Origin of the sequence: Coleofasciculus sp. FACHB-1120, from assembly GCF_014698845.1 — a bacterium.
Taxonomy (GTDB): domain Bacteria; phylum Cyanobacteriota; class Cyanobacteriia; order Cyanobacteriales; family FACHB-T130; genus FACHB-T130.
Genome location: NZ_JACJTV010000002.1, coordinates 1 through 23028 on the forward strand (window position 1 = coordinate 1; position 23028 = coordinate 23028).

At 47.0% G+C, this 23028-nt stretch carries 23 protein-coding genes, 1 tRNA gene and 1 pseudogene; 12 read left to right on the plus strand and 13 right to left on the minus strand.

The features are described 5' to 3' along the window. The 4 genes from H6H02_RS02220 to H6H02_RS02235 all read right to left on the minus strand — a co-directional run. Positions 1-305: transposase (locus H6H02_RS02220; protein WP_190814256.1), on the minus strand; the 305-nt coding region annotated here is incomplete at its 3' end. Positions 306-500: 195 nt separating this feature from the next. After that, positions 501-1280: a photosystem II S4 domain protein gene (locus tag H6H02_RS02225; protein WP_190814258.1), complete on the minus strand. Its 780-nt coding sequence runs from the start codon at positions 1278-1280 to the stop codon at positions 501-503. Between the two features lie 143 nt (positions 1281-1423). Next, entirely contained in the window at positions 1424-2437 is a 1014-nt protein-coding gene (locus H6H02_RS02230) for an ion channel (protein ID WP_190814260.1), read from the minus strand. Positions 2438-2561: 124 nt separating this feature from the next. Then, complete coding sequence (locus tag H6H02_RS02235) at positions 2562-3077, minus strand: hypothetical protein (RefSeq protein WP_190814262.1); 516 nt, start codon at positions 3075-3077, stop codon at positions 2562-2564. 265 nt (positions 3078-3342) lie between these two features. Between H6H02_RS02235 and H6H02_RS27500 the strand changes: the two genes are divergently transcribed. The 3 genes from H6H02_RS27500 (at position 3343) to prmA (ending at position 6064) form a co-directional block, all read left to right on the plus strand. Then, complete coding sequence (locus H6H02_RS27500) at positions 3343-3465, plus strand: hypothetical protein (protein ID WP_277922504.1); 123 nt, start codon at positions 3343-3345, stop codon at positions 3463-3465. Positions 3466-3526: 61 nt separating this feature from the next. Beyond that, entirely contained in the window at positions 3527-5107 is a 1581-nt protein-coding gene (gene serA / locus H6H02_RS02240; protein WP_190814264.1) for a phosphoglycerate dehydrogenase, read from the plus strand. Positions 5108-5173: 66 nt separating this feature from the next. Further along, positions 5174-6064 carry a 50S ribosomal protein L11 methyltransferase gene (gene prmA, locus H6H02_RS02245; RefSeq protein ID WP_190814266.1) on the plus strand — a complete coding sequence of 297 codons (891 nt, stop codon included), beginning with the start codon at positions 5174-5176 and terminating at the stop codon, positions 6062-6064. Between the two features lie 37 nt (positions 6065-6101). Here the strand turns inward: prmA and cobA are convergent, their stop codons facing one another. From cobA to H6H02_RS02270, 5 genes are all read right to left on the minus strand, one after another. After that, positions 6102-6914, minus strand: coding sequence for a uroporphyrinogen-III C-methyltransferase (gene cobA / locus H6H02_RS02250; protein WP_190814268.1), 813 nt, complete (start codon positions 6912-6914; stop codon positions 6102-6104). Next, positions 6911-7777 (minus strand): sirohydrochlorin chelatase, encoded by an 867-nt coding sequence (locus tag H6H02_RS02255; protein WP_190814818.1) that lies wholly within the window; start codon positions 7775-7777, stop codon positions 6911-6913. The genes cobA and H6H02_RS02255 overlap by 4 nt, the downstream gene beginning before the upstream one ends. 245 nt (positions 7778-8022) lie before the next feature. Then, positions 8023-8709, minus strand: a complete 687-nt coding sequence (locus tag H6H02_RS02260; RefSeq protein WP_190814271.1) for a manganese catalase family protein — start codon at positions 8707-8709, stop codon at positions 8023-8025. Between the two features lie 291 nt (positions 8710-9000). Then, positions 9001-10452, minus strand: a complete 1452-nt coding sequence (locus tag H6H02_RS02265) for a serine/threonine-protein kinase (RefSeq protein ID WP_347342559.1) — start codon at positions 10450-10452, stop codon at positions 9001-9003. A 155-nt stretch (positions 10453-10607) separates the two neighbouring features. Then, on the minus strand, positions 10608-10988 hold the full coding sequence (locus tag H6H02_RS02270) for a DUF4359 domain-containing protein (protein ID WP_190814273.1): 381 nt from the start codon (positions 10986-10988) through the stop codon (positions 10608-10610). Between the two features lie 121 nt (positions 10989-11109). Between H6H02_RS02270 and H6H02_RS02275 the strand changes: the two genes are divergently transcribed. After that, a tRNA-His gene (locus H6H02_RS02275) sits at positions 11110-11182 on the plus strand. A gap of 157 nt (positions 11183-11339) precedes the next feature. On the opposite strand, the gene H6H02_RS02280 is transcribed toward H6H02_RS02275, so the two are convergent. Beyond that, positions 11340-11657, minus strand: a complete 318-nt coding sequence (locus H6H02_RS02280; RefSeq protein WP_190814275.1) for a YkvA family protein — start codon at positions 11655-11657, stop codon at positions 11340-11342. 214 nt (positions 11658-11871) lie between these two features. On the opposite strand from H6H02_RS02280, the gene H6H02_RS02285 reads away from it, so the two are divergent. The 3 genes from H6H02_RS02285 to H6H02_RS02295 all read left to right on the plus strand — a co-directional run bounded on the left by H6H02_RS02285 (position 11872) and on the right by H6H02_RS02295 (position 13825). Continuing rightward, positions 11872-12555, plus strand: coding sequence for a MotA/TolQ/ExbB proton channel family protein (locus tag H6H02_RS02285; protein ID WP_190814277.1), 684 nt, complete (start codon positions 11872-11874; stop codon positions 12553-12555). Between the two features lie 102 nt (positions 12556-12657). Beyond that, positions 12658-13323 carry a biopolymer transporter ExbD gene (locus H6H02_RS02290; RefSeq protein ID WP_190814279.1) on the plus strand — a complete coding sequence of 222 codons (666 nt, stop codon included), beginning with the start codon at positions 12658-12660 and terminating at the stop codon, positions 13321-13323. 106 nt (positions 13324-13429) lie between these two features. After that, positions 13430-13825, plus strand: coding sequence for a phage holin family protein (locus H6H02_RS02295; protein ID WP_190814281.1), 396 nt, complete (start codon positions 13430-13432; stop codon positions 13823-13825). A gap of 164 nt (positions 13826-13989) precedes the next feature. Here H6H02_RS02295 and H6H02_RS02300 read toward each other — a convergent pair whose 3' ends face one another. Next, on the minus strand, positions 13990-15855 hold the full coding sequence (locus H6H02_RS02300) for an aspartate kinase (RefSeq protein WP_190814285.1): 1866 nt from the start codon (positions 15853-15855) through the stop codon (positions 13990-13992). A gap of 330 nt (positions 15856-16185) precedes the next feature. On the opposite strand from H6H02_RS02300, the pseudogene H6H02_RS27835 reads away from it, so the two are divergent. The 4 genes and pseudogenes from H6H02_RS27835 to H6H02_RS02320 all read left to right on the plus strand — a co-directional run. After that, positions 16186-16287 (plus strand): annotated as a pseudogene (locus H6H02_RS27835) (Uma2 family endonuclease); the annotation flags it as partial. Between the two features lie 77 nt (positions 16288-16364). Next, complete coding sequence (locus tag H6H02_RS02310) at positions 16365-17714, plus strand: HNH endonuclease (protein ID WP_190814289.1); 1350 nt, start codon at positions 16365-16367, stop codon at positions 17712-17714. A 350-nt stretch (positions 17715-18064) separates the two neighbouring features. Further along, positions 18065-18619 carry a GNAT family protein gene (locus H6H02_RS02315; protein WP_190814291.1) on the plus strand — a complete coding sequence of 185 codons (555 nt, stop codon included), beginning with the start codon at positions 18065-18067 and terminating at the stop codon, positions 18617-18619. Positions 18620-18710: 91 nt separating this feature from the next. Continuing rightward, positions 18711-19301 (plus strand): TetR/AcrR family transcriptional regulator, encoded by a 591-nt coding sequence (locus tag H6H02_RS02320; protein ID WP_190814294.1) that lies wholly within the window; start codon positions 18711-18713, stop codon positions 19299-19301. 175 nt (positions 19302-19476) lie between these two features. Here the strand turns inward: H6H02_RS02320 and H6H02_RS02325 are convergent, their stop codons facing one another. Further along, positions 19477-20115, minus strand: coding sequence for a Uma2 family endonuclease (locus tag H6H02_RS02325; RefSeq protein WP_190814297.1), 639 nt, complete (start codon positions 20113-20115; stop codon positions 19477-19479). 622 nt (positions 20116-20737) lie between these two features. Here H6H02_RS02325 and H6H02_RS02330 point away from each other — a divergent pair. After that, positions 20738-22099, plus strand: a complete 1362-nt coding sequence (locus H6H02_RS02330; protein WP_190814299.1) for an NAD(P)/FAD-dependent oxidoreductase — start codon at positions 20738-20740, stop codon at positions 22097-22099. A 125-nt stretch (positions 22100-22224) separates the two neighbouring features. Here the strand turns inward: H6H02_RS02330 and H6H02_RS02335 are convergent, their stop codons facing one another. Beyond that, entirely contained in the window at positions 22225-22998 is a 774-nt protein-coding gene (locus tag H6H02_RS02335) for an SDR family oxidoreductase (RefSeq protein ID WP_190814301.1), read from the minus strand. Between the last annotated feature and the right edge of the window lie 30 nt (positions 22999-23028).

Sequence of the window (23028 nt, forward strand, 5' to 3'; positions counted from 1 at the left end):
ACGATTAACGTGAATCCTCTACTTATTCGGGTTTGGCTGCACTGATTCATCACCAGCAATCGCCGCTCGTTTACCTCTTGCGATGACCAAGGCGCTTCCGTCAAAAAATGATGTAATCGGTGATAAGTCACTCCGACAGCGTTATTCGCAATTTGAGACAGATTTTTTCGTTCACTTTCCCCTAATAATCCCCCAATATAGTTCCTAAACTCCCTTTTTTGGGCTTGATGTGAAAAGAGATCATCAAAGCGTTTACACCATCTATCGAAGCAAGGAGGCATGGCGGCGGGAGTTGTCTCTTTCATCAATCAAGCTTTAATGTGAAATGTCTGATATACCTGAATTATACCTTTATTGCTTGTTGATTTTCGTTTAAGTGCCGTTAGAGAAGTTGGGCATCTGAACCGATAGCATCTCACCAGTAGAACACTCTTCGTTCAACTAATATCTTGCCTATCGCAAATATAATTCTTGTTATTGAAGATTCAAGATTGAAGTTTTTACATAAATCTTGTTAGCTGCACGCGGTAACGTTCTTTTTTAGTAACAGCAATTTCCCCAACCTCTAACCGTCCTTTGCCGCGAATCGCAATTAAGTCTCCAGACTTTAGAAGATGACTTGGCTGAGTGACTTCTTTCCAATTCAATCGCACATCACCGCCGTCAATAAAATCAACCATTTTGCTGCGAGACATCCCAAAGCCAGCGGAAGCGATCGCATCCAGCCTCAATGAAGCTTCCACCGTTGTCAATTCTTTCTTTTTCGGTTCCCGAATTTTTAACTCGCTTAATTCAATTTGCCGAGTTTTTACTGGGACAGAACGCACCTGATTGAGATGCATTCCCAAAAATTCCACCATTTCTGGAACAACAATCGCCTGCGCTCCTTGCTCTCCCAACACAATCACGTCGCCAGTCTTTTCGCGGACGATCCCACACCCCAACATTGCGCCGAGGAAGTCTCGGTGGGTAGCTTGGTCGAACAAGAAATTACCGGCAATATCGATAGCAGCAATCGAAACTTGTGAGGCATCGAGGGGCAATTCTGCACGCGCGATCGCAATCCGCTGTCGTTCAGCTTGCGGATAACCTCCCCAAGCAACCAGTTGGACTTCTGTTAACCGATTAAACGCTTGCTGGATTTCAGCCAGTTCTGGGGGAGACAGAAAATCTGTAAAGACCACTTCCCACGTTTTAATCGCTTGATCCGCTAGATCGATAACACGAGCTACAGTCTCTCGATTTTCAACTCCTTTGAGGAGTTCTTCCCTTGGCAACATACAGCAGACGCTAGATTGAGGTGAACCTTTCTTGATTCTATCGTTGGGAGCGAAACCTGACGGACAGTGCGATAAGTGCGATCGCTTTCGCGTATGCCGCTCCTAGCGGCTCCTCTCGCTTGGCTAAACTGAATCATTCCCATTTACCCAAACCGATTCCCGACCTCTTTCCACGACCACCCATCATTTCTCACTAAGGCGAGGAGCAAACGTCGTCGTTTCGTCAAGTTGCTGACTTCTGATGCAAAGGCTTCATCGCTGACAGTGGGAATCCCATACGCTCGTAACTCATCTAGCACTGCCAGGGGTGGCACGTCTGAGGCTGGCTTAATGTAAGCAGAAGTCAGGGTTTCTAGAAAGACTGACAGGGTTTGTCTCACTGGGTACAGCGCCACCGAATCGGGTCGATGTTCCGGCTTGATGCCAAATTCAAGCAAGGTCAGCGCCTCGTCCAAGACAGCCATGTTAACTTCCGCTGCCGTCTCCCGCCTAGTGCTATGAAAGTAATGAAGTACTGGATAAGCGAAATGACTTTGCCCGTATAAGGCTAGCATGGGTGCGATCGCTACCAAGTGCTGAGACAGCATTCCAAAATCTTTACCGTTCCAAGCTTTGGTGACGATTTCGGTGGGAGTATAGCCAAGAGACGAAATGTAGGTTGCTAGCTGTCGCTTTTGAGTCCCAGCTGATACCACAGAAAGCAGATAGGTAATCGACAAAGTAATTAGGAAAAACCCATTCGCGGCTGCTGTGGCTGTTGCTAATTGCCAGATTTTTCCTTGGGGCTGGTAGTCTCCGAGACCGAGCGTTACTAACGTGTAACCTGTGAAGTAAATTCTCTCCCAGATGTCGGCAGGCTGCTTTGTATCCGCAGAAATCAACGAGCGATCGCTCGTGCTAAAAATTAAGACCCATCCTGCCCAAGTAGCCAAAATCCACAGCAGCGTAGAAATGCCAATGGTGCTATAGCCTGCAACGGAAAGCATCTGATGAGAGGGAGAGGAGCGATGTCGATGGAGGAGCAATTTCCACAAGCAGTTGGACACTCTAGATGTAATCGGCCCACCACCACCGCCGACGGCGATCGTTGTCCAAAGCACATCAACTACGATTGAGACGACGAGCGCAACTCCCAAACAAGTTAGCAATATTTGCATCGATACCAACTCCCAGTGGCTTGCGCTCAGGCTGGTAGTTAAAGTAACAATGTTGTGTTTATTACTTCCTCTGTCCGTGGATGGAAGCCCCAGCCAGATGGAAAGGTTGGACGGGACTTATTTTCTAGACTCCCTCTGAGTCAACGTAGCCTTGGATATTTTCGGGTTCAAACTGACGGAGAATCCGAGTCGCTTGGCGAGTGATTGTTTCGGAAGCTTTCACGACAATCAGATACTTTCCCGCATTAAGGCGATTTCGGTAAGGCAAGGCGTCACCACTTCCCAGCGCCAAGCCTACCCCACCCCCCGCAAACACGCTACCCATTGCACCAGAGGCAGCCCCTAAAAGTCCAGCAATCAGGTAATTGCCAATTGGTCCTGCCCAGGCAAAGGTGTCTAAACCCGTGGTGATGTTGAAAGCGATTCCAGCGAAAAATCCAAAGGGGATGAGCCAATAAGCCATCAGCTTTGATTGCTTTTTCGCTTGCTCATTGGGGTCAATTAAGCCAAATTCATCAGCGCTTTTGTATCCTCTGCCCAGGATACTAACTTTATTCATCGGTAAGCCTTCTTTCTCTAAAGCGGAGTAGGCGGCTTCTGCCTGGATGCGGTCGGGCAGGACGGCAACGAGATAATTCATACGATTCGTTAAATGCTGAGATAGCCTTAGTTAAAGCCTAGCAGTGCAGGGACAGCAAATCTTCTACCGTAATTAGGATGCACGTGTGCGAAGCGCGATGCTGACGCCTCGGCTGTGTTTTGTTTCCTTCCGCCATCGGCAAGAAGCACTTCGCCTACGCGAATGAAAGTTAAAAACTTTCAGCCAACCAGCCGTACAAAGACACCTGATACAGTTAAAATGACCTTCTGCCTGTGTTGTTCGTGGTGGCGAGTGATTAGACGCGATGCCTAAGCCAACTCCCATCAAGCAAGCTTGCTCCCAAGGTTTTACCGGCACGCGATCGCGTAATGCAAGGGAGCTATCCTGGCGAAGTGTATGCAGCGCAACGCGCGACTTGCGGTTTTGACCTTTTAGAAGTCGTGCGTGCGTGTCGTAATGGAATTTTTATTTAGACTCACCTGCCGATCATGTCCAAGGTTCTTGTTTCCGATCCCATAGACCAAGTTGGAATAGACATCCTCTCCCAGGTTGCTCAAGTTGACATTAAAACAGGTCTTTCTCCAGAAGAACTGGTGCGAATTATGCCAGAGTATGACGCTCTGATGATTCGTTCTGGAACCCAAGTCACCAAAGAGATTATTGAAGCTGGAACCCAGCTAAAAATCATTGGTCGTGCTGGAGTTGGCGTCGATAATGTCGATGTTCCAGCCGCCACCCGACAAGGTATTGTCGTCGTCAATTCCCCCGAAGGGAACACCATTGCAGCGGCAGAACACGCTTTGGCAATGATGCTATCGCTCTCCCGTTATATCCCCGAAGCCAATCAGTCGGTGAAAAGCAGTCAGTGGGATCGCAAGAGTTTTATCGGGGCTGAAGTTTACAAGAAAACGCTGGGTGTTGTCGGTTTGGGGAAAATTGGTTCTCATGTCGCCAGCGTTGGGAAAGCGATGGGGATGAAACTGCTGGCTTACGATCCCTTCATCTCGGTAGAACGGGCAGATGAACTGGGTTGTCGTCTGGTTGAACTGGATTTGCTATTTCAGGAATCAGACTACATTACCCTGCACATCCCCAAAACTCCAGAAACGACTCACCTGATTAACGCCGAAGCGATCGCTAAAATGAAACCCACGACTCGAATTATCAATTGTGCCCGTGGCGGCATTATTGATGAGACAGCCTTGGCGGAGGCATTGAAAGCTGGCAAAATTGCTGGGGCGGCGTTGGACGTTTTCGAGACAGAACCACTCGGCGAGTCAGACTTGCGATCGCTGGGGAAAAATCTCATCCTCACTCCCCACTTGGGAGCCTCTACAGCAGAAGCGCAGGTAAATGTCGCAATCGATGTTGCCGAGCAGATTCGGGACGTTCTGCTGGGGCTACCAGCGCGTTCAGCCGTGAATATTCCTGGACTGCGTCCTGACGTATTGGAAAAACTCAGACCTTATCTCCTCTTGGCGGAAACGCTGGGTCATTTGGTTGGGCAACTGGCTGGAGGACGCATTGAGTTGTTGAATATCAGCTTGCAGGGAGAATTGGCAACCAATCAAAGTCAGCCCCTCATCGTAGCAGCACTGAAAGGGCTGCTCTCTCAAGCGCTGAGAGAGCGAGTGAACTACGTGAATGCCAGTATTGAGGCAAAGGAGCGGGGAATTCGCGTGATTGAAACGCGGGATGCCTCGATTCGAGATTATTCGGGTTCGCTGCAACTGGCGGCTCGGGGTTCGTTAGGAGAACACTCGGTTACTGGCGCTCTGTTGGGCGATAACGAAATTCGGATCACCAGCATTGATGATTTTCCCATCAACGTCCCCCCCACCTCTAATATGCTGTTTACCCTGCACCGCGATATGCCCGGAATTATCGGGAATATTGGTTCCCTATTGGGCAGCTTTAATGTCAATATTGCCAGTATGCAGGTGGGTCGTAAAATCGTGCGCGGCGATGCAGTGATGGTGTTGAGCCTAGACGATCCCCTACCTGAGGGAATTTTGGCGGAAATTCTCAAGATTCCCGGCATTCGAGATGCCTATACGGTAACTTTATAAGTGCTGATGACGGAGGAATGAGGATTCAGTCCTCAGCCCTCCGCCCTCAGTCCTCAGTCCTGATGTATGGCAAACACCTGGTGGGAAATTCAAGTTCTCTGCGACCCAGCTTTAGAAGATTTAATCTTCTGGCGACTGGAAAAATTTGGCTGTCGCGGTACATCCATTGAGGTCAAAGGACACTCGTACCTGGTATGTGGTTACTTATCAACACTCCAAGCACAGTTATTGGATTTGGCGGCGCTGTCTCTATGGCTGCGCCAAGATGCGCTGAATGTGGGAATGCCGATGCCGGTGATGGATTGGCATTTAATTGATGAGGAGGATTGGGCGAGTAGCTGGAAGCAATACTGGCAACCTCAAGAAGTTGGCGATCGCTTATTAATCTATCCCGCCTGGTTGCCCCCTCCAGCGCAGTCGGAACGGCTTACCCTCCGCCTCGATCCCGGAGCCGCTTTTGGCACTGGAACCCATCAGACCACTCAGCTGTGTCTGGAAGCATTGGAAATGCGATTGGGTATGGGTACCCCTGATATCGTCGTGGCAGATATTGGCTGTGGTTCTGGAATTCTCTCTATTGCCGCAATGCTGTTAGGTGCCGACAAGGTTTATGCCGCAGATATCGATCCGATGGCGGTGCGAGCGACTCACAGCAACCGAGAACTCAACAAAATTAGCCCCGATCAGTTGATTGTGGAGCAAGGCAGTATCGATCGCTTGATGCAACTATTACATGAGCCGGTCGATGGCATTCTTTGCAATATTCTGGCGGAAGTAATTATCGACTTGATCCCGCAGATGACACAAATGGCTAAACCTAGCACTTGGGGGATTATTAGCGGCGTTCTGCTGGAACAAGCGAAACCCATTGCCGATACTTTAGAGCAACACGATTGGATTGTTGCCACCCTCTGGCGGCGTCAAGAGTGGTGCTGCTTTAATATCCGACGCTCCTAAATTAGGACTGAGGGGTCAGTCCTCAGTCCTACAGTCCTCAGCCCTCAATCTTCAAGCTGAGTGGACGACAGCCTGACAGAATCTGGTGCATATTCACAACTGCGCCAATAATCGCGATCGCGGGTGCCCCAAATTCAGTCGCCTCGACTTGCGCCACAATCGTGTTCAAGGTGCCGATCAGTTCTTCTTGTTCCGGTCGAGTTCCCCAGCGCACCAATGCTACCGGCGTCTCTGGGCTTAAGCCTGCTGTCTGAAGTTGTTCTGTAATGTAGGGTAAGTTGTGAACGCCCATGTAGATGACAATCGTTTCCGAACCGTGGGCGATCGCTTGCCAGTTCACTGCGGGTCGATACTTGCCGACGGATTCGTGTCCAGTAACAAATGTCACCGAGGAGCTATAAGCACGGTGAGTTAAAGGGATTCCGGCATAAGCAGGAGCGGCAATCCCAGATGTTACCCCCGGTACGACTTCCACTGGCACTCCTGCATTCACTAAGTCTTCCATCTCCTCACCGCCCCGACCAAACACAAAGGGATCGCCACCTTTGAGGCGCACCACGATTGCCGCAGTTTGGGCTTTTTCAATTAACAGTTGAGTCGTGTCTTCCTGCAACAGGGAATGACGCCCCATCCGCTTTCCCGCGTCAATTTTTTCGGCTTGGGGATTAATCATTGCCAAAATTTGGGGACTGACCAGAGCGTCGTAAACTACGACATCGGCACACTCCAACAGCCCTTTCCCTTTGAGGGTTAACAAACCAGGATCTCCCGGCCCTGCACCCACTAGATATACTTTACCCAAACACGTTCTCCTGTTTACCTGTGTGTTCTCTGTAAGTGTGAGGTTCATTGACTTCTCAAATCCCAAATTAAATCCGCTAATTCCGCGCTAGCGCCGATTGATTCAGCCATCTGGAGTTTTGCCGATGGAAACTGCTGGGATAATCGCTCAACTGTTTGAGCGATCGCATCCGTAATTCCCCCAGCAAATAGAAAATAAGGCAGGATAGCGATTTTTTCCTTGCCCGCCTCCACCAACGCTTTCACCCTGTCCTCTAGACTGGGTGGCACCGACCAGTAAGCTGGCACCGCGTCCAAAGTCCGTGCAATGGTCTCTACTGACTGATTTCCCCCAGCACGGCGGCTTCCGTGAGCTAAGAGAATCCGAGCGTCTGCGGTTATCGAAGCGAATTGACTGGCTAACAGACGGCTCAAGCCAAGGTGACTGCCTAAGTGAGGACGAATGTCAATTTTTAATTGAGAGCCAAACGCTGCTTGAGCGATCGCGACTTCCTCTGGGATATCCTCCATTACATGAACTCCCGCCAGGAGAAACAGCGGTAATATCTGAAGGCAGGGGTACTCAGATTGGTACTCAGATGCAACAGCACGATTCTGCTGCATAGACGCCACGCGATTCTGCTTCGCAGACGCTACGCGAACGCCAAATTGCCGGATTTGCTCGTGCAACGGTTGGGTTGCCAATTCTAGCACTGCTGTACCCACCAGTGGCTCTTGTAAAGACGTAAAATTTCGCGTCTCTAGCATCGGCGGTGCAGCCAAGCGGCGAACGGGTTGGGATGCCTGCATCCAGGCAATATCTGACCTCCACGCCTTCTCGGAGATCAGGGTTGCCAGCTGTTCTACAGCAGCTTGGGGGCGAGGGTCGCGGCTTCCGTGAGAGACCAGTAGATAGGCAGATGACTTGGGCAAGAGTGTAACTAAAAGCTTTTGAGCAGTTTCTTTATTCAATTTGATATCGTTTCCAGCAACAATTTCTGTATCAATCGTTTCCAATTGACAATTTATCCCGGTAGTTTACCCATTTGGGCACCGCTAATGGTTAAAGGATTTCTAATATTATTAATAACTTATTCATAAGAATAGAGCCACTGGGTTACACCTCCCAGTGACTCTATTGGTTCTAATTGATTTTTATCGCTGACTGTTAGAGCTTACTATTTAACTTCAGCAGCGGGATCGGCGACATACTTGAAATCTGGCTCCGAGTTCCAAGGACCGCGCTCATCTTTACCATTTGTAGACAAGTTAAAGTAAAGATTGACCGTTTCATCCGGCTGGATATTGCCAAAGAAAGGATCGGTCAATTTACCCAGCGAAGAAAGCGCATTCATGAACATCTTCGTATGGGAAATTTCGCGAGTTAGCAAATGTACCAAGGTGTCTTTCGTACCTTGATCGGGAGCCATTTTAATTAACTCCTCGTAGGTTTGACGTGCCCCAGCTTCAGCGGCAATATCTGCCCGCAGATCGCGCACAACATCTCCACCTTCATTGATATAGTTGGCTGTCCAAGCGCTTCCCTGGCTATCTAAAAAGTGTGGACCCATGCCGCGTACAGCAAAGAGCGTACTCCGGTAAGCTTCTGTTTGATCGACATTCTTGGTATGTGATTCAATCAGCTTGCCTACCATTTCTAGGTGGCTGAACTCTTCGATGGCAATATCTTGGAGCATATCCCGAATCCCAGGATTTTCGCAGTGGAATGACTGCACCCAATACTGTAAAGCAGCTGTTAATTCACCCGTTGCTCCTCCAAACTGCTCTAGCAGCAGTTGGGCATAACGTGGGTTAGGCTCTGTGATATTAACAGTATGAATCGTTTCTTTTTTATGGAAAAACACGAATGAATTCCTCCCCTCTATTTGCCGGATCGTTGAGTATTTACCGATTTTCCTTGTAAAGGAACTTTAAAAACCGATTGTTTTACCTTTACAAATCAAGGTATATGTCCATACTTTAGATCGGGTATCACATCTATTCCTGCCTCATCAGGTAGACTTAATTCGGGAATTTCTCTATAACCAGAGGAGGACACAAAAAACAAGATTTAAATTTAAGTTGAGCTAAGCTTTTAGCGAAAACCGTTCTAATGGCTCAACCGAGGATGAAAATAGCTGAGCGGGTAGCAAAAGCTAAGCGATGCTGCACTGTTCTAGTTTCCCAGCCATTGCGCTAGCATGACGCCACCATTCATAACCGCCTACCCACCGCCGCGATGGTAGGTGTCCGATGGGTGCCTTGTCGCTAAATTTCAAACCAGAGTCAGGGATATACGGGTTGTGGGTAGGCCAGCCAACGCGATCGCAAAAACTGCTATATTCTCCCCCAACCTGTTGCAAAATTTGCTTTTGTACACTGAAGCCAAAGCGCCCCTGGCTGTACTTTACCCATAACTGGTCAATTGTCCATAAATCCTCGCAAGGAAACTTTTGAATATCGCTGTTGAAGAGATAGCTATTGCTTGACTTGCCGACTACCGAACACATAAGTGCCCAGGTTTCCCCGTCAGCTTCTTTCCATTTCTTTTTGGCGAGTAAATCTCGCAATTTTTTATAGTCAACTCCGACCTCGGAATTCAAAGTAATACCACCACCCAATCGTTGAAATTGAGTTGAAATCCGGGGTGTAGGACTGGGTTTTAAATTCTGTTGTACTGCTTGCAAGGCAGAGGCACCGTCTGGGTAGCGATCTTTAATGTTATTTTCCAGCAGCTTATCTAAAATTTGACCCAGGCGATCGCTGACCTTTCTGTCCTTGGGCAAAAAATTGCGCCACGCCCACCCGTTATTCACAATGTCATACATATTCAGAGGCGGAACGCCAGTCAGCAAGTAAATACAAGTGACGCCCAGGCTGTAGAGGTCGCTGGAGGGCAGGGCTTTGCCCCGCGTTTGTTCGGGTGCCATATAATCGGGACTACCGATAATCGTGCCAGTGTGTAACAAAGCCGTATCTGTAAATAGCTTGGCAATCCCAAAATCGATCAAGATCAACTGACCTTCCCTTTCTCCTACGGAAGAGGAAGTTGAGGGGGTGCGGCGGATAATATTCGCTGGCTTAATATCTCGGTGAATCACCCGATGTTCGTGGATATATTGCAAAACTGGCAACAAATCCTGTAAAAATCCCCAAATCTCCGTTTCATTATAAATGTCCCCTCGCTGCAATTCCTGCGCTAGAGTGTGTCCGGAAATCAACTCCTGCACTAAATACAGCTGCTGTTGCTGTTCAAAGTGGGCGAATAGGGTGGGGATTTGCGGATGTTTCCCCAGTTCATTGAGGTGTAACGCTTCCTGACGAAATAAGGAAACGACCTTTCTAAAACTGGTTGGATCTTCCTGTGAGAAGCAGAGTTGCTTGACGACACAATTGGGTTTGGAGGGAATATGTTCATCCACCGCCAAAAAAGTTCTTCCCATACCGCCTTTGCCAATGGGTTTGACTGGGCGATAACGGTCTTTAAGCAATAACGCTTGCCCACAACACAGGCAAAATCTTTGGTCAGAAGGATTTTGGGGTCTTTGACATCCAGAGCTAACACAGTAGATCATGGCAGCAGCGATCGCCCTCCCTGTTGATTTCATCTCCAAGATATCCTCAATTGGAGAGATGACCCTAGGGCGTATCTATATATAGTGCTGAATAAACTTGTCAACTGACGGTGTTACCCGTTTCTCAGCACTCTTTCTCAGCACTAAGATGTGCGATCGCGCGACGTAAATATTCGCCGCCAACCAAATTATTGCTTCTGTGCTTGGTAAATATAGACATTGTCGAAGGCTCCCACCGACTCAAAATGATAAGAAGGCAAGAACGAACTAACCGACAAATCAGTGCGGTAAATGCTAAAGAAGATAAAATTTTGCCGCTCTGTCGTTTCAGCAATCAGCTTCTTCACTTGCGGGCTTCCTGTCTCGACTAATAAACTGCATTGACGCTTCAAAAAATTCTCGAAATTCTCTGGGGCTTTTTCACAAACATTGTCTTTGATGTACACCGTTAGTTGCTGTAAGGCAAATTCTTCGTACTCTTCCTGAGTGGGATTTGTCAGCGCCATCGCTACGCCCAGTCCAGCTAAGGCGATTCCGGCAATCGTTGTAATAATCTGTAAACCCTTCATGGGATGTTAAAACCATTCTTGTGTAGCCTTTGACTACGGCGATCGCCGTCTGAGTTCCAGGTTAATTGATGAAAGACTGGATCAACTGGCAAACAGAATGCTATATTAAAAATCTGAAATGGCGAGCGTAGCCAAGTGGTTAAGGCAGTGGATTGTGATTCCACCACTCGGGGGTTCAAGTCCCCTCGTTCGCCCTGGCTCTTGTATAGACGTAAATCATCCGTCTCTCAAAAGTCATGACTTTTGGGTGCGACTACTACAAACAAAAACCCCTCACCAGCAGCAGCCACCGAATCCGGCTGTAACTCTGGGAGGGGTTATTAATATTGTTGTGGATGATTGTGGCGCACACTACTTGAGGGAAACAGCCTTTACATCAACTGTGTCTGAATTGGAAGTTGACCCAACACCTGCAACATCCGCTTCAGAGACCACTTGCTCATCACGAGACTTGAGGCGCTGAGATAGCATTTGGGAAACTTCAGCAACCAGCAGCGTCAAAATCACACCATCGTCAATCCATCCGATGATGGGTATGAAATCCGGGGCAATATCAATCGGGCTGAAAAGATAAAGTAATGACCCTAGAATCACCCACCAACGATACTTGGGATTACGGATCGAGTTGCGATACCAGTTGTAAATTGATTGGATTGAAAAATTATTCATTATTGAATCCTCTAGCTATTTTTAATATTGACAAATCTACCAGCATTATGTAGGTGTGGATATCCACCCGAAGTTTGACTAGAAGATTCGACAATAGCGAGAGAACCTCGTACTTTAGTTCAGTCTGAATGACAATGCTTGTCTAAAATTGGAATGGCTTCAAGTTGTTAAAGAAAATTAAAAGCTTGGGGAGTGTAGGAGGAAACAATCGACCGTGACTTTTCCAGAACTGATTGAGAAGGGTGGGCCTGTAATGTGGCCTCTGCTAGCTTTATCGCTGCTGTCTTTGGGCACTATTTTTGAGCGCTTGTGGTTTTGGGCAAGAATCTTGACCAAAGAAAGAGAAACTGTAAATCGCGTGCTGGAAGCAGCAACTCGCAACTGGGAAGTTGCCACTGAGATTGCTCACCAATCTAGAAAACAGCCGATAGGGCGTTATCTGTATGCTCCCTTACGACTCTCTAATGCCGATCCAGAATTGTTTAGGCTGGCACTGGAGGCAGCCGCAGACGAAGAATTAGCTTCGATGCGCCAAGGCGACAAAATTTTAGAAGCAGTGATTGCCCTCGGTCCTCTACTAGGATTGTTGGGAACCGTGTTGGGATTGATCAGATCCCTGAGTGGGATTCGCCTCGGCGATCTCGGAACGTCTTCAACCGCTGGAGTGACTTTAGGGATTAGCGAATCTCTGATCAGTACGGCGGCTGGGCTGATAGTAGCAATTACCAGCCTTGTCTTCTATCGGCTGTTTCAAGGTTTTTTGTTTAACCAAGTCAAAATTTTCCGTAAAGCGGGAAATGAGCTGGAGTTAATGTACCGGCAGGAATGGCCCAAACTTGGTATCGATCGTCATCCGCTGAAGGCGAAAGTAGAAACTTCAGATACGGCTGAATCCTAGAAGCCATTCGTGATTGGTCATTCGTCATGGGTTATTAGTCAGGAGCGAAGAATTAGGGACTAAGGACTCATGACTTTTTAAATTCCCCTGTTGTTTAAACTTATGAAGATTAACTTGGATACTCCGGGTGATGACGCCCGAATTGAGATTATTCCCCTGATTGATGTCATCTTCTGTATCCTGACGTTCTTTCTGTTGGCAGCTTTGCAACTCACTCGTCAGCAAGCAATCAGTGTGGATTTGCCCAAAGCTAGTAGCGGCACTCCGCAGATGCGAGAGATGTTGATGGTGAGTTTGGATGATTTTGGTCAAATTTACGTGGAGCAACAGCAGATTAATTCAAAAGATCAGCTGACTCAATCTTTGCAGAATTACCGCTCGACAAATCCAAATGGATTGATGGTGCTGTATGCTTCTCGGACTGCAAGTTACAACGATGTCATCCAGGTTTTGGATTTGCTGCGAGATGTGGGAGGCGATCGCGTATCTTTAGCGACTCTACCCGGTTCTGGTGCGGCGGCTGGCTCTAATACGCAGGTTCCTACGGCTCCTACTCCCGGTTTAGCTCCCTATTCCGGCAATGCTCCTATCCAACCATATAATCCTTATGCGCCACCCAGTCCATCAGCCAACCCATACAATTTGGGTCAGCCGCAATTGCCGGTGACTCCAGGACAACCAGAGATTAATCCCACGATTCCCGGTACGATACCCGCAACACCGGCTGTTCCTGCTCCCCAAAGGACTGATTCTGCTCCCAAGAGGTAGAGATGATTCTGCCAATTTACAGAGGTCGAGGCGCGATTGTTCGTTTAATGTGAGATCGTCAAAAGATTTTTTCACGCCTCAACTTCTGGATAGGGGGTTTATAAATATGGATTTAATTGATGTGCTGATTACCTGGTTGGTAACAGCTGCTAGTTTGTTGATTATTAGCAAGTTACCACTCGGAGTTGAAATTGATAACCCAGGAATAGGCTATATTTCGGCAGCCGTTTTTGGTGTTTTAAATGCAGCGATTAGCTTTGTATTTTTTACCTTGCCGAATACATTAACGTTTGGCATCTACGGATTTTTTGCAAAGCTCCTGACTTTGGGTTTATTCTCTTTTACCCTCAATGTCATTGCACTGACATTAGCCGCTAGATTAATTACTGGTTTTCGTTTGGAAAAAGGGATTTGGAGTGCTGTTATCGGTGCGATCGCTCTCGCCGCTGTCAGCAGCTTTATTACCAGTGTCGTGATTGGTCAGCCAACAGCAATTGCGTAAAGAGTCGATCGAGGTGTAGGCATCAATTAGCGTAAAATAACCTTAAAATAACCTTAAAAGCCCGTTTTCTGATAGAAAACGGGCTTTTTGCTTGCTCAGTTTTTCGGCTGGAGATCCCTCATCGCTCCCTTGTTCCAGGGAGCGATGAAAAAGTTGCAAGAACTTTAAGCGGGAACTTGAATTTTTTGGCTACCGGCAAGTCCAAAAGCGGCGTGGATAGCTTGTAAGGCGGTGACGCCCTGATTTTCTGCTACAACGCAGCTGATTTTTATTTCAGAAGTTGTAATCATCTGAATATTGATTTGGTGTTGGGAGAGCGCTTCAAACATTTGGGCGGCGATACCGGGTTGCCCGACCATACCGGAACCGACGATACTTACTTTAGCGATCGCTGTATCCACCAAAACTTCGCCGCAGCCTAAAGATGGTGCGAGTTTTTCGAGTGCTGATTTCGCTTCTGCTGCATCTGCTTGGGCGACGGTGAAGGCAATATCGCGGGTCGCGATCCCATTCACCACGCGACAGCGTTGGGATTGGATAATCATATCCACGCTGACATTTTTCTCAGCTAAGAGTCCAAACACTTGAGCTGCCATCCCTGGACGATCGGGGATATGACGAATGGCGAGACGCGCTTGATTGAAATCGAGGGCAACACCCCGCACTGGGGGAGCGGAGTGCTGAGGATGGAGAACTGAGGACTGAGTAGAAATTCGGCTTTGTTCTGCCAAACTACTTTCGATGATTCTGTTTTGGTGGAGAGGGGAATTGTTCACCTCAAAGGTTTGACACAACAGAGCGATCGCGCGATCGCAATCATCCGCATCAATGACGCAACTAACTTTCACCTCCGAGGTGGAAATCATCTGAATATTGATTCCAGCACTAGAAAGGGTGGCGAACATCTGCGCCGCCACACCCGGACGCCCAATCATTCCCGCACCCGCGATGGAAACTTTGGCAATTTGCCTGTCTACCATCACCTCGGCTTCTCCCTGTTCCGGGTTATTTTGGTTGCGGAGGGCGGGCGCGATCGCTGCGGCTACAGCTTCCGCCCGATTGATGACGTTTTTGCTAACTGTAAATGCAATATCGTTCGTATTGCCTTCGTGAATCGACTGGATAATTAGGTCGATATCTAAGGCTTGATGGGCAATTTCACCAAATAGCCGCGCCGCCACGCCGGGGCGATCGGGTACCCGCAGCAGCGCTATTTTCGCTTGGTCGGTGTCAAATTCTACCCCATCCACAGGACGGGCAATTTCTAAATCTTGGAGCGATCGCGGCTTGGGCATTGGAGAAATGACCCTAGTCCCCGGATCGTCCGTCCAGCTAGAACGCACCACCAACTCTACGCCATAATTCCGGGCAATTTCCACCGCGCGAGGATGCAGCACCTTTGCCCCTAAGCTGGCTAACTCAAGCATCTCATCAGAGGTAATCTCCCCCATCAGCTGGGCTTCTGGCACTAACCGGGGATCGGTCGTAAAAATTCCTGGCACATCGGTGTAGATTTCGCAACAGCTTGCTCGTAAAGCTGCCGCCAGTGCTACCGCCGAAGTATCGGAACCGCCGCGTCCCAAGGTGGTAATTTCCAAATCTTCGGTGCTGGTGATGCCTTGGAAACCCGCCACCACAACCACCTTACCAGCGTCTAAGTGACGTTCCACCCGATGTGTCTGGATATGCAGAATCCGGGCGCGGGTGTGTTCGGCTTCGGTAACAATTCCGACCTGTGCCCCGGTGAGAGACACCGCTGGCTGTCCCAATTCCTGCAATGCCATACTCAGCAAGGCGATTGAGACTTGCTCGCCAGTCGAGAGCAGCATATCCATTTCCCGACGAGAGGGATTTGTAGAGATTTGGTTGGCTAATTTCACCAATCCATCAGTCGTCTTCCCCATTGCCGAAACTACGACAACCAGCGAGTTGCCCATCTGGGCTGTTTTTAAAACCCGCTGAGCGACTGCCTGAATGCGTTCCACCGAACCAACTGAAGTGCCACCGTATTTCTGGACTATTAGTGCCATAATTCTCTCACCAATCCTGCCTAGGGATATACCCACATTGCCTTAGCCTGTGGCTACACAAACCAAGCCTGCCTAAGCTCGTAACCGCACTAAAGGTGCGACAGGCTGACACGGCAAGGCATTTTATCTTCTTTTAACCTAATTAAATTATCAGACTTGCCGGGACAAAACCGGCTGACTTTAGGTTGTGTTGATTGATTATCGTCAAACATCTATCGCAGGTAGTGTGGGGATAGAGCGAAGGGCTTGCGGATTTTCAAGAATGATGCGATCGCTAACTCCTCCCTGACAAAGCTAAGATCCAAACAGCGAATGCCACAGAAAGTCACCATGCTAGACTACAACCCGTTGGATAAACTGCCGTCTAGTGCAGAATTGCCTGACTCTGACGATACCCCTGTGGACAATGAAATACAAACTATCATTCTCAATTAACCAGACACCAGTTACCATTGATTGTAGTGCATATGTAGTACAATATAATTTTGGTGATAATTAAAGTAAATTTAATGTTTACTCGTTTTGAAAAATTGCCCATACGGGTATCAGAGTTGAAAACTTGCTTCTACTGTGGAGATTCGCTACCAGCCACAGAAAAAGAACATATTTTTAATTCATCTTGGGGTGGCTCACACAAAACGGGAGACTTGATATGTAATGAGTGTAATAATAGCTTTTCAAGACAAATAGACTCAGCTTTTTCTGTTTATGTAGAGGCTGTAATGAATGCTTGGTCATTTAAAGGGGAACGTCATAAAGATGTACCAAAAATTATCTTAGGAGGAGATTATTTTTTAGATAAAGGAGCGATACTTAAGCTTCAAAAGGCAATCATTGAAGATGAACTTCAGCCCGATGGAACGATTGAGAAATATTTCGTTTTTAACTCTAAAAGTCAAGCCAAACGTTGGATAGAAGAAGGCGGTATGGCTAGTTGGCTAGGAAGATTACCATCAGTAGAGGAACAGAAATATTTCAAGGAATTAATAAAGCAGGCAACTCCAAATGTCTTAGATGCTAAGCCTCAGAAATTTTCTGCTGGGCTGAATTTTCGGGAACAGTATCGTTCATCTGCTCATACAATTTTCAAGTGCCTAAAATTCTATTTACCAGAGTGGATTTCTAGTGATTTGACTAAACCTGTTCAACAATTTGCACGATATGACCAAGGTGATTGGAGGTTTTTTGCAGTCAATGTTGAGCAAATTATTTCTATAGCTGAACAGGCGGCAAGCATCTTTAAATTAGGTGTTTACCATAACTCAGTAGAGGTTTACTGGTGTTCTCATTTAAAGATGGTCATTGGTGTGCTAACTATCCTTCATCGAGTCAGAAGGACAGTTATCATTGCTCAAAACTATTGTGGGCCAGATGCCATATTATATGTTGCTGAAGATACATATGGTTCTAAAAAACCTCCTCAAGCACTGTTTGCTGAATTTGACTCAAAGAAATTCTCTCTACCATTATTAGGCGTGCAATATTTTGCATCTCTCCCTAAAATGGAGCAGTTCTTTGATAATGAGCTTAGAGTTCTTATGACACGTTATTATCCGATTGACGCTATTACGGCTCGTTTAATTGAAGGAATCAAAGCACTTAACGATAAAACTCCTCGAATCAATGAAACAGCGATTGAAGAGTATGTGAACTTGTTTGTGGAATTTATCTCGAATTTAAGCAAAATTTTAGGAGTGCCTATAGATTCAGATAGGGCACGTACCAAGCTTTTTGAATATGGTTTTTCAAGTTTAGCAAATCAGTATATAGGTAGGGCTTGTACAGATTTGGATGTTACTGATCTGATGGTAAAAGCGCTTGACCATGTTATGAAAGATTGCAACTTAGATACGCCCTAAGAAAGTGCGATCGCTATTTAGAAATAGTTATCCCAATTTTAGAAAATCGAACGATTCTTTTAGCGCCTACTAGCGATCGCGCTTGTTTGGTCGTTGTCATTGTTTCCTCTTGGCTCCACAACAACTGGACAGCAATTAATATCGATACGATTAGACATCGTAATTGCAATAGGGAGTGTCAAGAGGAGCTGCCTTAGGGTGGCAGGACATTTTAGACAGAGCGACAGCTTTTAAAATTCACCAGGCTATTCCCAACTCCCAACTTGTTTTCTTCTTTTGTATGAATCATTACCGCCTTCTGACAGACTTGATATGAATGAATACGTACCTAAAATCGAGGACAATTAGCGATGTTAAAGGGTGAACGAGTAACGCTACGGGGTATACGGCGGGACGATCTGCCGAAACTGTGCGAGTTTAACAATGATTTAGCCGTTGAATTGGCGGGTGGAGGCGATCCGCCGATCCCCCAATCCCTGGAACGGCTACAAGCAGAGTTCGATCAAAATGCCGCTAAAGGTGGACGAGATGGCACCTGGTTTGCGATCGAGGCAGATGGCAAGTTCATTGGACAGTGCGGCTTAGTTGGTTTTGATATATTTCAGGGGGTGGCGCGTGTCTGCGAATTAGGCATTGCAATTGGGGATAAGGAATATTGGGGACGTGGCTACGGTCGTGAAGCGATCGCATTGCTGCTGAATTATGCGTTTCGATACTGGAATCTACATCGAGTTTGGTTAAGGACAAACTCAAGGAATGAACGCGCGATTCGCTGTTATCAATCCTGTGGATTTGTAGAAGAAGGTCGTCTCCGGGGTCACGAGTGGTATGACGGCAGCTACATTGATACGCTGTGCATGGGAATATTGCGCGAGGAGTGGGAGCAGATTAAGAAACAAGACTGATTGCATCTAACGCAACTCCCCATTTGACAATTCTTTGAAAACGCTTGCAGCAAATTGCCCTTGAGAACGTTGCTTGGGCGAAGATAGGTTTATGAGTAAACCTATCAAAAGCCCGCCTGGACGCCCACGTAGCGAAAAATCTCATCAAGCAATTCTACAAGCAACTCTTGAGCTGCTAGCAGAAATGGGATATCAAGCTATGAGCATCGAAGCGATCGCTACACGCGCTAAAGTGGGCAAAACTACCATTTATCGGCGGTACAGTTCTAAAGAAGAATTGGTTGCAGACGCGATTGAAAGCCTCAGAGAGGAAATATTGATACTAGACACAGGCAGCCTCTGGGGAGATATTGATATCCTCATTGAGAATGCAGCGAAAATGGTACTCAGCCCATTAGGTCGTCAAACTGTTGCCCTAATTATTAGTACAGCGTCTAGCAGTCCGACTTTTGCCCAGGTCTACTGGAAAAAATATCTACAACCGCGACGCCAAGCCTTTGGAGCTGTGCTGGAACGTGCTAAGGCTAGAAATGAAATCCACACAGATATAGAACCCGATTTAGTCTTCGACCTGATGAGCGGAGCAATGTTATATGCGATGGTCTTTCAACCCACTGATGAGACATTTGAGGCATATATTCGTCGTGCTTTGGAGCTTTGTCTCAAAGGTAATACTGTCTAAAATCGCATCGAGGCAGGTGTTCTGTATCGGTTAAGCTTTTCTGGAAGTTGCTCGACTTGCCTGGTATCTCTACGACACCAACCATAGATTGACCACAAGAGCCACTGATTTTAATAAATCTGCTCGCTACGATTTCCGATTGCGATCGCATTATAATCTTCTGTATTTTTCGGATTTAATTCTCGCTTGCTAATTTTTGTCGTAACTCCCGAATCGCAACGCTAGTACTGCGCTCGGAGGCAATTCGGAAACACTCGGTGATGAGTGCTAAAACATTCATATTGGGGAAATAGCGGCTGCTGGTTGCAACAGTGTAGCGATCGCTTTCCAAGCTGTAAATCTTAAGCTGGTTCTTTTTATATAACCAAACTTCCGGCACTCGATAGGGGAGGTAGTCGTTTACATCCGTGTAGCTGGTTACATCTATCTCAATGACTAAATCGGGGGATGGCTCTATTTCCCAATTGATGCGGTCTTTGCCTGCAACTGCTGCCCAGTTATCGATATAGAAGCAGTAATCGGGTTCAATGCCGCTAATCTCTGGAAGTTCCATCGTAATCGGGGTAAATGCCTCGTAGTCCCGCCCCAAATGATCCAATAAAACTTTGACCACATCAGCAATCACATTTGCTTCTCGTCCGTGTCGGGGTAGCGGTGACATTAACAGAATCTCTCCGGGTCGATACTTGATGCGCGGTATTGAGCGATCGCCTAGTTGCTGAGTTAGTGCTTGATAGTCTTGCCAACTACCGGGTAGCCGCACCACAGATCCTGGGGGTAGCTGGATTTTTTCGGGTGTGATAATTGCAAACATTAAACTTACACCTCCACCTACACTGTAATCCTTGTCTTGCACCGCATCAGCCTGTTACAGCATCACAAAAAATTTCTGCCCCAAAAAAAGTATGGCGTTCTGATTAAAAGGCTGATTAATCCTTTCCTAAACTCATAAACAGGACTTACGCAGTTGATATCCCCGAACCCCCTTAAAAAGGAGGCTATATAGTTCCCCCCTTTTTAAGGGGATCAAGGTTTCAGGCTTCAAGTGCGTAAGTCCTGATAAAAATTGATGTGGGGAAATTTTTGGAAAACGCTCTGGAAGCAATGAATCGGTAATTTAGGCAATGTGAATATTCGAGTTTAGAGTAACAAGGCAAGTCAAAAGGGCGATCGCGTCTTTTTTCATCCTCAACGCGAACTGACAAGTCAGCGCTTCGCTATCGCGCCATTCCCAAGCATCGGCTTAAACGTGTGCTGAATACCTCTTATGGCTGACTTTCCAGGCACAACAATCTACCTGTAGCCGTCGCTACGCCTGTTTCGATCCTGGCACACTAAGCTAATATGAACATCTGTAACGGAAGCATCGGCAGTTGGTAAAGAAATGTTAGTTCAACCGTAGCCACGGGCAACATAAAACAAAGGATGTCAATTTTATGGTAGAAGCAGTGGAAAATCAGTCTCCTCACCATGTTGTGATTGTCGGTGGCGGCTTTGGCGGACTTTATGCTGCCAAAGCATTGAGCGGCGCACCTGTCCATGTAACCCTGGTTGATAAACGTAACTTTCATTTGTTCCAGCCACTCCTTTACCAAGTCGCCACTGGAACGCTATCCCCAGCAGATATTTCATCACCTCTGCGTGCGGTACTCAGCGAAAGCAAAAATACCAAAGTGCTGATGGGAGAGGTGAAGGATCTCGATCCACAACAGCGAAAAGTTATCCTCGCTGGTGAAGAACTGATCTACGACACATTAATCGTTGCTACAGGTGTGAGCCATTTTTACTTTGGCAATGACCAATGGGAAACTGTAGCACCCGGATTGAAAACCGTTGAAGATGCGCTAGAAATGCGGCGTCGTATTTTTATGGCGTTTGAAGCAGCAGAAAAGGAAACCGATCCCGAAAAACGGCGTGCCTGGTTAACCTTTGTTATCGTTGGCGGAGGGCCGACGGGGGTAGAATTAGCGGGAGCGATCGCAGAACTCGCTTACAGCACCCTCAAGCGAGATTTCCGTAACATTGACACCGCTGAAGCCAAAATTTTGTTGCTGGAAGGGATGGATCGCATCCTACCTCCCTACACACCAGAGTTATCTGCAAAAGCAGAAGCCTCTCTTCAACGCTTAGGCGTCACTGTGCAGACAAAGACGCTGGTGACAAATATTGCAGAGAATATTATCACTACAAAACAAGGCGATAAAATCGAACAAATTCCAGCGAGAACAACCTTATGGGCAGCTGGAATCAAAGCTTCACCAATGGGAAAAGTTCTGGCAGAACGCACTGGCGCTGCAATCGACAGGGTGGGGCGGGTTGTCGTGGAATCTGACCTGAGTATATCAGGTCATCCTAATATCTTTGTGGTAGGTGACTTAGCAAGTTTTTCTCATCAAAATGAGAAACCATTACCGGGTGTTGCACCCGTGGCAATGCAGGAAGGGGAATATGTTGCCAACCTGATCAAACAGCGGATTGCCGGTTACAGTATGGCACCCTTCCAGTATCTTGACCGAGGAAGTATGGCTGTTATCGGGCGGAATGCTGCGGTAGTAGATTTGGGCTATGTGAAGTTTTCCGGTTTGCTCGCTTGGCTTACCTGGGTATTTGTTCACATCTACTTCTTAATTGAGTTTGATAATAAACTTATCGTCATGCTCCAGTGGGGTTGGAACTATTGGACTCGCAAACGTGGGGCAAGATTGATTACCGGCGACGAGGTAATTGGAAAGGTAGGAGTTGATGCTAACGGCGATTATTACGTGCCGCTGAAGAGTAAAGAAACGGTGGAAGTGTAGCTGAAAAAGTTTAAACGCAAAAGAACGCAGAGGAAATCGCAAAGGTTCGCCAAGACGTATCTTTCCTCTGCAAACCTTTGCATAAGTCTTAGTGTATCTTTGCGTTTAAAAAGACGAAATTAACTTTAAATTCGTCGATGAACTTGGGTAGCAGTGGCTTGGTCGGTGGGTACTAAAAGTATTTGACTGATATTAACGTGAGCGGGTCTAGTGACGCAGAAAAATATGACATCCGCAATATCTTCTGGTGTTAAAGGCGTTAAACCTTGGTAAACTTTTTGAGCGCGATCGCTATCCCCATGAAATCGCACTTGACTAAATTCCGTTTCAACTAGCCCTGGATCGACTGAAGTGACTCGCACGGGCGTTCCCAACAGGTCTTGCTTTAAACCTTCAGAAATCGATTTTACGGCGGCTTTAGAAGCACAGTAGACGTTACCACCGGGATAGGTTTGATGACCGGCAATGGAGCCAAGATTCACTACATGACCTTTATCCCGCTTTACCATTCCTGGCACTAGAAACCGGGTGCAATAAAGTAAGCCTTTGATATTAGTATCAAGCATTTCTTCCCAGTCTTGAATATTGCCTTCGTGGAGTTTATTTAACCCACGACTAAGACCGGCATTGTTAATTAAAATATCTACATCCGACCAAGCATCTGGCAGAGAAGAAAAGGCGGATTCAACAGAAGCGCGATCGCGTACATCTAGTGCTAACAGATGCAACTGGCAAGAAAATTCCTTTCTGAGTTCATCTGCGAGTTCCTGCAACCGCTCTTGGCGTCGAGCCACTAAAATCAGTTTGGCACCCGCTTGGGCAAATAGCTTGGCACAAGCAGCGCCAATTCCACTACTTGCGCCAGTAATTACAACAATTTTGTCTTTGATAGAAATCATTCGTTTTAACTAATTTTATAGCAATTCTAA